The following is a 12,239-nucleotide window of genomic DNA, read 5'->3' as shown; positions in this document are numbered from 1 at the left end:
GTCGTCTCAGGCGCCAGAGTGCGGGAGATGCGTGAGGACGATAGAGGATCGGCGCGCACGTGCTCGCGCCCGAAAGTGCTGCCAATCGGACCCTGCATCCCCCTGCCCTGTTTCCTGAACTGGATCGATCCTGCCGGGGAGCCTTGTCCTGTCGATCATCGCTCGAATTCCGGCCACTGTCGGGCCACAGCTGCGGAAATGACGCTGAAACGAAGAGCGTATCTCAAAAGGAGGAAACCATGACAACCGATCGAACACTGTCGCAACGCTTCGACGAATACCAACCTTCCAAGACACTTTGGTTTTGGTCGCTAGTGGGTGCTGCTGTACTGACGATGGTCGTCGGCTTCACCGCCGGTGGCTGGACGACGGCAGGGACGGCATCGGCGATGGCGAAGACATCCGCCATCAAGGCCAAGGCTGAACTTGCGGCCAATCTTTGTGTGGAGAAATTCATCACTGCGTCCAACGCGAGCGACAACCTGGCCAAGCTGAAGGGAACGTCTTCCTATCAGAGAGACAGCTTCATCAGCGACGGCGGGTGGGTCAAACTGGCCGGCGTGAAGAAGGATGTGCCAGGCGCCGCAGATCTATGTGCGGACAAATTGGCAGCGATGGACACAATCCCGGCGAACAGTGTAGCTCAGGACAACACCAAGAGTTGATTGCCGATCTTGGACTTTCGCCAGGCAGCGCTATGCCGAGCGACCGTCGCAATGGAGGCTGACCATGTATGAAGCGTGGTATCAAGGGCCGGTGCCGGTGGCCACCAGCATATCTGGGAGACAGCAGCTTTCCAATCAGGCAGCCACCAACGTTGAAACGAGTTCGGCGCAACCAGGCATCGAATTGGTCCCAGCATTCCAAGCGCCGATCGCAGTTTGGGCAAGATCTCACAGGCGAATGCAGGACCATCTCGCCACAGCGCAGCCGAAGGATCGTTATGCGTGTTGAAAAGGGGAATTTCAGCCAGCCCACGCCGAACCTGATTTCAGGTCCATCGACAATCCAGATCGAGGCCACGGGGTTGAGGACGTTGATCGGCTCGTAGGAGTCCAGACTGTGCCGGCCTTGACGTGCCTGTGCGGGATGGCTCGCGTCAGCCATGGATAGTGGACTACTCGGGGATGTCCGAGGGAATGCGCAGGCTTTTGCGCATGGCCAGCCATTCTCGAAGCGCAAGGCGAATGACCTCCAACCGATCGAGGCTCATCTCGGCGGCGATTTCCGAAATTGCCGTTTCAGTGCGCACATCAAAGGCTATCGTCGAAGCACGTAGCATGGCCGCGGCCTGAAGATCGGTGTGCCGCATGGCCGTATCCTTCTTCCCAGCAGTCAAGGCCCTTCTCGTGATCCTCCGTTGGCGTTTTGGCTGATTTCCGCGCCGCCGTAGTCCCGGAGCGCAACGATCCAATTGTCTCTTATCGTCACCAGGACGAGGCGAGATCCGTGCGGGTAGTACCTGGGCAGAGCCGCTGCTTGATGCGCCAGGACGGTCCCGTTCCGCCCACACCGTTCACCGCCGAGCAGCCAGTTCTGGTGCTCGCTGTCTCGCAGAACGGCAATGTACTCTCCGTCACCCGGCGCATTAGCCTGTCTCATCAAAGTGGTCGGTTAGGAGGGTCTCGTTTGCGCAAGCAACCAGCGGAATCGTGGCCCCCTGTTGCCTAGCTTGCGACAACCACAGTGAACGGTTTTCCTGCGACAGCCCTTTCATTGCAGAGCGCGCGGCGGAGGTGATCTCGAAACCTCCGCAAGACGCACATTGGAATTCGATCTTGCGAAGAGTGACCTCGGCCTCGAGCGCCGTGCCGGTGCAGACAGGACACGTGGCGGGAAAATACCGCCTTTCGAATGACAAGACGTTCATTGTTCTGTCTTTGCTATTGGCGCGCTGGCCGTCGCCGACCGATCAAAGCAAGTCCAACCTATACCTTTCCAACTGATCACGAACGGTACGGAGTTCCATAGACCAATTGCTGAGCGCATTTGTTTACCTCATGCCATTGCCAACCTTTTAGCCCCTGATCTTCGCAGAGACGTTTCTTCGCGTTGCCACTTCGATTTGCTTTGCTTCCACCTCAAGCCGGTCCGGCGCGGCCGAGCCCATCAGGGCGTAGGCTGTGCCTCCCGATTGCCAATAGACTGTCGGGACGCGACCGTCGGTCGCTGTGGTCGGCGAAACGGCGTCCTCGCCGTTCATCGGAGCCGCGACAAGTGTGATCCGACCGACGCTTGGTGTGTCGGCCGTCACGACCAGGCTTTGCTGTCCGTTCCAAGGCTGTACTTGGACATCCTTCACAACCCACACCGATGGAAGGGTCGGCATGCTGACGTTGACGGCGCCAACCAGTCGCTCGATCTTGTCCTGCTTAGGCTCGGTGCCCGTCTCCGGACCTGCATTCAGTTGTGCCACCCGCAAGGCATCTCGGGCGGCCAGGATGAAGGTCTCATCGGCTGTCTTGCCTCCCTGGCGAAGCGGCACGGTCAGCGAGTTGGCCGACCACCCGATCGCAACCAGCGCGACGGCCGCGACTTGAAGTCTGAGCAATGCGAACATCTTCCTGCGGCGAAACGCCCTCTCCAGCTGCCTGGCTTTCTTCAGGCTCACGCTGGGCGGAAACAACCGCCGGGGTTGGGACTCGCGCAACGCTTCCATGCGCTGCGCGTGGGCAAAAACCTCTGCCGCCTGTTCCGGATCGCGGGCAAGCCTGGTTTCCAGGTCGGATCTCTGCGACGGCGACAGCTCGCCATCCAGCAAGCGGCCGATATCCTCTTGCGAAACACGATTATCGGGCCACATGACGCCCTCCCACGACCTTCAAATGAGGGGAAGCTCCATCGTCCATATTTTCCATGTTGTGCTTCAAGGCAGCGCGAGCTCGGCTAAGCCGGGACATCACGGTTCCTGCCGGCAGTCCAAGCAGTTCGGCCGCTTCGGAGTAGGTAAAGCCCAGCACTCCAACCAGATGGAGTATTTCGGCCTGATCGGCCGGCATTCGCGCGAGCGCCCTTCCGACTTTGGAGAGCTCGGCGCAATGTTCTTGCGAAGGCGGCCACGCCGTGTCGGACGTGTCCGCGACGGACGCCAAGCGTCGTCGGTCAGCATTGGCCCGGCTAGCGCCGGTCAAAAAAGTGTTCCTAACGATCCGGATCAGCCAGGGAAGCAGCGGTCTGGAGGTGTCATAGCCGCCCGCCATCGACAGCGCACGGGCGAGAGCCTCCTGCACCAGATCGTCGGCGTCAGAGTCATTGCCTGTGAGCACCCGGCCGTAACGCCAAAGATCCTCCAGATGCGGTATGACGTCGATCGTCGTTTTCATCCCGTCTCATACTGCGTTGGCTCGAGCGCCATTTCCAGCTCGGACTCATCCTCTGCCGGCCGAAAACCCGAGGATCGGCCCAGCGGTCAGGGACAGGGACAGGCAACCGCTGGGCCGATGGGAGCGTGCTCCTCCCGCCTGCAAGCTGCGAGAGGCAAGCCACCCTCCAGCACTCGCTACCGCTCCCTGTATCATCGTGACGATCAGTTTACGCGCCACGCATTTCCGTTCACCCTCGTTCTTGCGCCATCTACTGAGCTGTGCCCGATATTATTCCATTCCAATCGATCTTTTTTGCCGCCCTTTTGCGAAGCACCGTGGAATAAGATCCCTTGTTCGTCGGTATCTTCGGGTAATCGTCTAACCGGGTGCCCCTTACGAGATTGTGATGCAACTTGGCGAGTTCATCGCAAACACCTTCGCCGCAGTCCTGGCGCTATGCGCTCTCGCCATCGTATTTCTGGGGGCGGGAAGACCGCTCTTCCCGAGGCGTCAGGTGCGAATGGTTATCATTCTGCCTGCCGATTCGGACACCACAGCCGCAATCAGCAGCTCGCACCCGCTTTTGCCGGCGACCTTTGATCTTACTCTTGCACCCATTAGGCCAGTCAAACAGGGCTGAGCATGCTTTCTTGAATCGTTTCGTCCGCACCTCATGCGGCGGCGTGCGGCAGGGGTGGGTACAGCTAGAGTGGCAAGCGCTCCAGCGCTGCTACGGCCGTCATGACGCCGCGCAACTCGGCAAGCCCTTGAGGCGGCCGATCATCGGATAGCCAGGATGGGTCAGCTTGCCGACGTCGTCGAGCAACTCGTGACCGTGGTCAGGCCGCATCGGGATGCGCCAGTCGCGGGCCCAGCGCGACAAGCCCGTTGGTCTCATTCGCCTGACAGAGTCCGGTATGCCGCCAGATCGGTACTGTGGCCGGTCATCGCTAAACTCCTTCTGGACCTGCTCGCCCTCCGGACCGTTGCGTTTCAATGCGCACGAATATGCTGCCTTCGATTGCTTCATGCTCGAACGCACCGGTGCTGAAAGGGAGCACACGCCCGAGATCCTGGCACGAGCCACAGCATGGTTCGACGCCTCTTCAGAAAGCGCCCGCTCGCGCTTGCTGGCCAACATCATGGCCGGCCTGCCTGGCGCCTACGAGCGCTATGACGTGCCGGGGCTGAAGGCGGCGCTCGCTCGCTACCACGGCATTGGGAAGGCGGATTTGCGGCAGAATTTCATGCGCTTTCTTGCTGCCGTCATCCCTACCGCCGAAGAGGTCGGCATCAATATGTGCGTACACCCCAACGATCCGCCGCGCCCATCGTTCGGCTTACCGCGTATCGTATCAAATGCCGAGGATATTGCCCTCATCCTTGATGCAGCTTCGTCGCGCTCGAACGGTCTCACGCTATGCTCCGGTTCCCTGGGGGCAGGGGCGGACAATGACGTGCCGGCGATCGCGGGGCGTTTTGCCGAACGGATCCATTTCGCTCATCTTCGCAATGTGGCCAAGGAGTCGGACGGCTCCTTCATGGAGGCCGATCATTTGGGGGGCGACACCGACATGGTGGCCGTGGTTACGATATTGCTACGCGCGCAAAAGCGGCGGCTCGAGGAAGGGCGTAGGCTTCGCAGCAAGCGCTCTCCGCCGACGGTCACGGACAGGCTGCGTCTGGTGTGTGAGATCAGCCGGACTCCCGCCGCTCCAGCGTCCTGATAGTGTCGCTGAGCGCCGATTACATCGGGTCCAATCGAATGGCATGTTCTATAAAAGACGATTATTGCGATGCAATTCAATGGGCTCCATCGCGGCGTCGCTGTCGAACAGCTCAGCCGTTTGGCTTGCCCTCACAGACCCGGCGCGGATTTCCCGCACTCGGCACTGACCAAGAACTGGAATGGTGCTGCCGTTTTACAAATCCTCCATTCCCCCGTAAGATCATCATCGGAGAATAGGCCCCGATTCATATGATGGCTTTTGGCATTGATCGTCTGGAGGCGCCATGCAACGTTCAGGTCGGCAAAGGCCGCGCCGTTCGCTATCGTCGCGGGTATCGGACGCCTTGCGGGCGCAGATCGAGGCTGGCTATTACGCGCCCGGCGACAAACTGCCGACTGAGCCCGCGCTGATCGACCGGTTCGGTTTCAGTCGCACGGTGATCCGCGAGGCGATTGCCGCCCTTCGCGCCGACGGATTGGTCGAATCCCGCCAGGGAGCCGGCGTGTTCGTCATCGGTCCCCGCCAGATCGATCCGGGTCTGAAACTGTTCACTGGCGAGACCGACAAGATTTCTGATATCATCGAGGAGCTCGAGCTGCGCATCGCCATCGAAGTCGAGGCTGCCGGACTTGCAGCGGCCCGGAGCTCCCCTGCTCAAGAGGCTGAAATCCAGGCGCAGGTCGATCATTTCGCGTCGCTGATTGCACAGGGAGAACCGACCGCCGAGGCCGACTTCCTGTTCCATATGGCGATCGCCACAGCCACCAACAACGCTCGCTTCCGGAGCTTTCTCGAACATGTCGGGCGTCGCATGATTCCGCGCGTGAAGTTCCGCTCGGTGATGGGCGGCGTCGATCCCCTGCCCAGCCGGGACGAACCGATCCTGCTGGAACATCGCGAGATCGCCGATGCGATCCTGGCGCGCGATCCCGACCGGGCCCGTGAGGCGATGCGCCGACATCTGGTCACCGGCATCAAGCGCTACCGGTCGCTGACCGCGTGGAGGCCGGCCCCGAAATCCGATGGGGACGGTTGACTCATCTCAAAAGTCATCATATGAATTTTCTGGTCATGAACGAACAAGATGAGAGGAAATTCGTTGTCGCCGGAAGAGATAAAATCGCGTGTCGGTTCAGGACTGCTGTCGTTCCCGGTTACTCATTTCACCGAGAATCTTGAGCTCAATCTCGACAGTTACCGCCGGCACGTGGAGCGGCTTTCCAGCTATGAGGCAGCGGCGCTCTTCGCCGCCGGCGGCACCGGCGAATTCTTCTCGCTGGCGCCTAGCGAGGTGGGGCAGGTTACCGCCGCGGCAAAAGAAGCCGCGGGAAATGTCCCGATTATCGCCGGTTGCGGCTACGGCACGGCGCTCGCAGTGGAGACGGCAAGAATCGTCGAAGCGGCGGGAGCCGATGGCATGCTGCTCCTGCCCCACTATCTGGCGGAAGCCCCGCAGGACGGCATCTTCGCTCACGTCAAGGCTGTATGCGATTCGACCCGCCTTGGCGTCATTCTCTACAACCGGGCCAATTCCGTCGCCAGCGCCGATACTGTGGCGCGCTTGGCGGAAGCATGCCCGAACCTGATCGGGTTCAAGGACGGCACCGGCAGGATCGATCTGGTGCGCCACATCACCGCCAAGCTGGGCGACCGGCTCTGCTACATAGGCGGTATGCCGACGCATGAGCTTTTCGCGGAAGGGTTCAACGGCGTCGGGGTCACCACCTATTCATCGGCGGTCTTCAATTTCGTACCCGAACTGGCCCTGCGCTTTTATCGCGCGATGCGTTCCGGCGACCGGACGATGATGGAGGAAATCCTTCACAGCTTCTTCTTCCCGTTTGCAGCGCTGCGCGACCGCAAGCCCGGCTACCCTGTTTCGATCATCAAGGCTGGCGTCGATCTCGTAGGTTATACGCCGGGGCCCGTGCGTCCGCCGCTCGTCAATCTGACACAAGACGAACGCGAGGCGCTGCGCGGGCTTATTGAGGCCGCGCGCAACTGATCATCGGCGGTGCGACGGCGAGCGGATGGCATTGTCGCGTGGAGTGTCACTGTTTCCAATCGGGAGGAATGCATGAGAAGCGCAACTATAATCATGGCAGGCGTCCTGCTCGCAGGCGGATGGATCGGCTCGGCCCTGGCGCAGGATGCGTCCGAAGTCCGCATAGTTCTTCCAGAACAGCCGGCAAACCTGGAGCCATGCGGCACCATCATCACCAATATCGGTCAAATCCTGGCGCGCAACGTGGTCGAGCCGCTGACGATCATCGACGCGGCCTCGGGCCAGGCAAAGCCCGGTCTCGCTACGGAGTGGACACAAAAGGATCCAAACAGCTGGACGCTCAAGCTTCGCGAAGGCGTGAAATTCCAGGACGGCGCACCATTCAACTCCGAGGCGGTGAAGTTCTCCATCGAGCGCATGACCGGCGGGAAGTTAACCTGCAGCAACATCGCAAAATTCGGCGACGCAAAGCTGACAGTGAAACCGGTCGACGACCTGACCGTCGAAATCATCTCGGACAAGCCGCAACCTATCCTGCCGACATTGCTTAGCGTGGTCATGATCGTCTCGCCGAATACGCCCGTGGACAGGGCGGTCAACGATCCTGTCGGCACAGGACCCTACAGGATTTCCAGCTTCACCCCGCAAACCGTCGTACTCGAGGCGTTCGACGGCTACTGGGGCAAGAAACCCGCCATCACCAAGGCGAGCTATGTCTGGCGCTCGGAATCCTCTATCCGCGCCGCCATGGTCGAGACCGGCGAAGCCGATCTGACGCCTTCCATCGCAGCCCAGGATGCCAGAAATCCCGAGACCGATTTTGCCTATCTGAACTCCGAAACGACCGCGATCCGCATCGACGCCGGCTTCGCGCCGTTGAACGACGTTCGCATCCGCAAGGCGCTCAACCTCGCCATCGACTGGGACGGGCTGGCGCAATTGTTCGGCCAGGATATCAAGCGCGCCTCGCAGATGGTCGTACCCGGCATTAACGGCCACGACGACAAGCTGGAAGCCTGGCCATATGATGTCGAAAAGGCCCGCGCTCTGATCGCCGAAGCCAAGGCTGCTGGCGTGCCGACCGATACGCAGATCCAACTCATCGGTCGCAACGGCATCTATCCGAACGGCGCCGAAGCCATGGAGGCCATGATGGCCATGTGGCAGGATGTCGGGCTGAACGTGAAATTGACCATGCTCGACGTGAACGACTGGCTGCGCTTCCTGCAGAAGCCGTTCCCGGAAGGCCGCGGCCCGAATCTGCTGCAGATGATGCACGACAACAACAAGGGCGACGCCGCCTTCACCATCCCAATCTTCTACACCTCGAACGGCAGCTATTCGACCGTCAGCGACCCGGCGCTTGACGAACAAGTTGCGAATGCCATGGCATCCACCGGTGAGGCGCGCACCACGAATTTCAAGGCGATATTCGACAAGGTACGCAACGACGTGGTGACCGATATTCCGATGTTCCATATGATCGGCTACACCCGCGTCGGCAAGCGTTTGGACTGGAAGCCGGACATCTCTACCAACAGCGAAATTCCGCTGGCCAATATCGCTCTCAAGAACTGAACCGGCGTGGCAGGCGAGGCGTGGGCACAGCTTCGCCTGGCCCTCAAGCGAATTCAGAGGCTCCGCATGATGCTCGGTTATATCGGGCGGCGGGCATATCACAGCATCCTCTGCGTGATCGGCCTGTTGACGCTCGTTTTCTTCCTCACCCGTTTGACCGGTGACCCGTCGGCGCTCTATCTACCTCTCGACTCAAGCATCGAAGCCCGTCAGGCTTTTGCGCGGCTCAATGGGCTCGACCAGCCCGTCTACGTGCAGTTCCTCCACTATCTGCGCGATCTGCTGTCCCTCGATTTCGGCGAGTCGCTGCGCCAGCATCGCTCGGCCGTCGATGTCGCACTCGAGGCCTTTCCCCAGACGCTGAAGCTCGCGGTTGTCGCCATGTCCCTGTCAATCGTGCTGGCCATCGTCGTTGGGGCCCTGGCGGCCGCCCGGCCCGGCAGCCTGTTCGATCGCATCGCCGGCCTTGTCTCGCTGGCGGGGGCCAGCACACCGGATTTCTGGATCGCCATCGTCGGAATTCTCGTGTTCTCCGTCGGCCTGGGTATCCTGCCCACTTCGGGAACCGGAAGCATTCTTCACTGGATCATGCCGGTCTTCGTCCTGACGCTGCGGCCGTTCGGCCTGCTGGTGCAGGTCGTGCGTGGAACGATGATCTCGGCTCTTGCGTCGCCCTACATCAAGACAGCCCACGCGAAGGGCTTAAAGCGCCGCAAGATCATCTTCGGACATGCTCTGCGGAACTCGCTGCTGCCGGTCGTCACGGTGGCGGGGGATCTGACCACCGGGCTGATCAACGGCGCCGTGGTTGTCGAGACCATCTTCGGCTGGCCCGGTATCGGCAAGCTGATGATCGATTCCATCATCCAGCGCGACTTCGCCGTGGTTCAGTCGACCATCCTGGTGACAGCAATCGCCATTTTCATCTTCAATATCGCGATCGACCTTCTCTATGTCGGCCTCGATCCGCGCATCCGCTACTAGGGAGCCGACGATGACCGACCTGACCTTGCCGTCGCCAAAGTCGCCCGGAAGCATGCGGCAGCTTGCGATCTATCTCACCCGGGACAAGTTCGCGTTGGTTGCAGCGGCGTTTCTGACGCTGCTGCTGCTTTGCGTTCTGGTCGGCTCGCTGCTTGTCGGAGAACAAGCCGCCAAGCTCGGCCTTCGCCAGCGCAATCTTCCGCCCTTCTCGACCCAACAGGGCTGGATCTATATGCTTGGCGCAGACACCCTGGGGCGGCCGATCCTTGCCCGGCTGGTCGTCGGAGCGCAGAAGACTCTTACCATTGCCGCGGCGGCCGTTCTCTGTTCGATGATCGTGGGCGGCACGCTCGGTCTCGTCGCCGGCTATTCGGAGCGCTGGTACAGCCACGTCATCCAGCGGCTGGCCGATGTGGTGATGAGCTTTCCTTCGCTCCTCCTGGCGCTGATCGTGCTCTATACGCTCGGTCCCAGCATGCTCAATCTTGTCATCGTGCTGGCCATCACGCGCATGCCTGTCTTCATCAGGACGGCGCGCGCCGAGGTTCTGGAACTTCGCGAGCGCATGTTCGTCAGCGCGGCCAGGTCCATGGGGGCGAGTTCGACGAGGGTATTGGTGCGCCATATCGCACCGCTGGCCTTGCCGACGCTTGTGACTATCGCAGCGATCGACTTCGCCACCGTCATCCTGACAGAATCCGCGCTGAGTTTCCTCGGCCTCGGCATCCAGCCGCCGGACTTTACCTGGGGCGCCATGGTCGCCAACGGCCGGGGCTATCTCGCGACGGCCTGGTGGATCGCATTCTGGCCGGGGCTCGCCATCCTGCTCACGACGCTATCTCTGAACGTTCTGTCTAGCTGGGCGCGAACGGTCGCGGATCCACAGCAGCGCTGGCGATTGCAATCGTTGCGAAAGATCTCTCGATGACGGAAGCAGCCACACCTATTCTGACCATCGACGGGTTGACGGTCGATTTCTTGTCGGAAGGCGACCCGGTGCGTGCGGTCGACGACGTCTCGTTTGATGTCTGCCGTGGCGAAACGCTCGTGATTCTGGGTGAAAGCGGCTCCGGCAAGAGCGTCAGCACAGGCACCGTCATGGGGCTGATCGATTGCCCGCCTGGTGAAATCGTGTCGGGTTCCTTTGTCTTCGATGGCACCGACCTGTCGCAATTGGACGAGAACGGCCGGCGTGAACTGAACGGGCGCCGCATCGCCATGATCTTCCAGGATCCGCTGGCCTATCTCAATCCCGTCTACACGGTCGGGCGGCAAATCGCCGAGGTCTTCGAAAGCCATGAGGCCGGCGAAGGCAACGTCCGGGAAAAGGTGATCGCGCTTCTCGAGCGTGTCGGCATTCCTGACGCGCAAAAGCGCATCGACTATTATCCGCATCAGTTTTCCGGCGGACAGAGGCAGCGTGTGATGATCGCAATGGCGATCGCCCTCAAACCCGACATCCTCATTGCCGACGAACCAACTACGGCGCTCGATGTCAGCATCCAGGCCCAGATTCTCGATCTCCTGCGCGATCTACAGCGGGAAACCGGTATGGCGCTTATTATGATCACCCATGACCTGCAGGTTGCGGCTGCCATGGCGGATCGTATCGTTGTGATGAATGCTGGCAAAATCGTCGAGACCGGCAAGGCCGAAGACGTATTCAAGCAACCAAAACATGCCTACACACGGGGGCTCGTTACAGCCCTGCCTGATGCGCATTCAACCGCAAAACCACGACCAGATCGCCAGGACGACACGCTTCTACGGGTGGAGCATCTGAGCAAATGCTACACGCTCAAATCTTCACTCTTTTCGGCCAAGCGTGAATTCAGGGCTGTCGATGATGTCAGTTTTGCCGTTCAGCGCGGCGAGACAGTCGGGATCGTGGGGGAATCCGGTTCCGGCAAGTCGACTATCGCGCGGATGCTGCTGCGTCTCAACGAACCGACCTCCGGGCGCGCCGTCTTCGCCGGTGAGGACATATTCAAGCTGGAGAATGTCGCTCTGAAGAGATTCCGCAGGCAGGTGCAGATGGTGTTTCAGGACCCGTTCGGCTCTATGAACCCACGCATGAACGTCCGCGCCATCATTTCTGAACCCTGGGCGATCCACCGGGACATCCTGCCGCACAATCGATGGAAAGACCGCGTGGTCGAGCTTCTTGAAGTGGTCGGGCTCAGGGCTGAACATGCCAACCGTCACCCGCACCAGTTTTCCGGCGGCCAACGACAGCGCATCGCGATCGCACGCGCGCTGGCGAGCGAACCGGAGCTGATCGTCTGCGACGAAGCCGTCTCGGCCCTGGACGTATCCATTCAGATGCAGGTGATCGAGCTGCTTACCGATCTTCGCCAGCGCCTGAGCCTGTCCTACATTTTTATCACTCACGACTTGCCTGTCGTTCGCCGGTTCGCCGACCGCATCCTGGTGATGCAGCAAGGCAAGGTTGTCGAGGAGAACAGGACGGAGGCTTTGTTCGCTGAACCACGGCACATATACACCCGCAAACTGTTACACGCCGTTCCACAACCAAAATGGTTGGACGGGAGCCGAATGGGTAGTGTGTTTGCGAATTCTCCAGATTAGTGAAATTGGGGCTAAAAGTGACCCGGGCACCGGCGCACGCAACTGCCT

Annotated in this window: 10 protein-coding genes and 2 pseudogenes; 8 read left to right on the top strand and 4 right to left on the bottom strand. The window is 60.5% G+C overall.

The window, feature by feature from the left end:
• Window positions 1-239: 239 nt before the first annotated feature.
• Window positions 240-665 (top strand): hypothetical protein, encoded by a 426-nt coding sequence (locus FJ428_RS22750; RefSeq protein WP_140825569.1) that lies wholly within the window; start codon window positions 240-242, stop codon window positions 663-665.
• Between the two features lie 452 nt (window positions 666-1,117).
• Here FJ428_RS22750 and FJ428_RS22745 read toward each other — a convergent pair whose 3' ends face one another.
• The 4 genes and pseudogenes from FJ428_RS22745 to FJ428_RS22725 all read right to left on the bottom strand — a co-directional run.
• Entirely contained in the window at window positions 1,118-1,312 is a 195-nt protein-coding gene (locus FJ428_RS22745; RefSeq protein ID WP_140880279.1) for a hypothetical protein, read from the bottom strand.
• 705 nt (window positions 1,313-2,017) lie between these two features.
• A complete protein-coding gene (locus FJ428_RS22740; RefSeq protein ID WP_140880278.1) occupies window positions 2,018-2,803 on the bottom strand; it encodes a hypothetical protein in 786 nt (261 codons plus the stop codon).
• A complete protein-coding gene (locus FJ428_RS22735; RefSeq protein WP_140880277.1) occupies window positions 2,790-3,323 on the bottom strand; it encodes a sigma-70 family RNA polymerase sigma factor in 534 nt (177 codons plus the stop codon). The genes FJ428_RS22740 and FJ428_RS22735 overlap by 14 nt, the downstream gene beginning before the upstream one ends.
• Before the next feature lie 686 nt (window positions 3,324-4,009).
• Window positions 4,010-4,170, bottom strand: a pseudogene (locus FJ428_RS22725) (mannonate dehydratase); the annotation flags it as partial.
• 121 nt (window positions 4,171-4,291) lie between these two features.
• Here FJ428_RS22725 and uxuA point away from each other — a divergent pair.
• The 7 genes and pseudogenes from uxuA to FJ428_RS22690 all read left to right on the top strand — a co-directional run.
• A pseudogene (gene uxuA, locus FJ428_RS22720) lies at window positions 4,292-5,032 on the top strand (mannonate dehydratase); the annotation flags it as partial.
• A 286-nt stretch (window positions 5,033-5,318) separates the two neighbouring features.
• Window positions 5,319-6,071, top strand: a complete 753-nt coding sequence (locus tag FJ428_RS22715; RefSeq protein ID WP_140880274.1) for a FadR/GntR family transcriptional regulator — start codon at window positions 5,319-5,321, stop codon at window positions 6,069-6,071.
• A 63-nt stretch (window positions 6,072-6,134) separates the two neighbouring features.
• Window positions 6,135-7,040: a 5-dehydro-4-deoxyglucarate dehydratase gene (kdgD, locus tag FJ428_RS22710; RefSeq protein ID WP_140825643.1), complete on the top strand. Its 906-nt coding sequence runs from the start codon at window positions 6,135-6,137 to the stop codon at window positions 7,038-7,040.
• A gap of 72 nt (window positions 7,041-7,112) precedes the next feature.
• Window positions 7,113-8,618, top strand: coding sequence for an ABC transporter substrate-binding protein (locus FJ428_RS22705; RefSeq protein WP_140880273.1), 1,506 nt, complete (start codon window positions 7,113-7,115; stop codon window positions 8,616-8,618).
• A gap of 69 nt (window positions 8,619-8,687) precedes the next feature.
• Entirely contained in the window at window positions 8,688-9,602 is a 915-nt protein-coding gene (locus FJ428_RS22700) for an ABC transporter permease (protein ID WP_181167373.1), read from the top strand.
• Between the two features lie 10 nt (window positions 9,603-9,612).
• Window positions 9,613-10,530 (top strand): ABC transporter permease, encoded by a 918-nt coding sequence (locus FJ428_RS22695; RefSeq protein WP_140880271.1) that lies wholly within the window; start codon window positions 9,613-9,615, stop codon window positions 10,528-10,530.
• A complete protein-coding gene (locus FJ428_RS22690; RefSeq protein ID WP_140880270.1) occupies window positions 10,527-12,191 on the top strand; it encodes an ABC transporter ATP-binding protein in 1,665 nt (554 codons plus the stop codon). The genes FJ428_RS22695 and FJ428_RS22690 overlap by 4 nt, the downstream gene beginning before the upstream one ends.
• Window positions 12,192-12,239 lie beyond the last annotated feature (48 nt).

The organism is Mesorhizobium sp. B2-8-1, from assembly GCF_006440955.1.
Classification (GTDB): Bacteria; Pseudomonadota; Alphaproteobacteria; order Rhizobiales; family Rhizobiaceae; genus Mesorhizobium.
The sequence above is the reverse complement of the archived record's forward strand: the minus strand, read 5'-3'. Positions and strand labels throughout refer to the sequence as shown.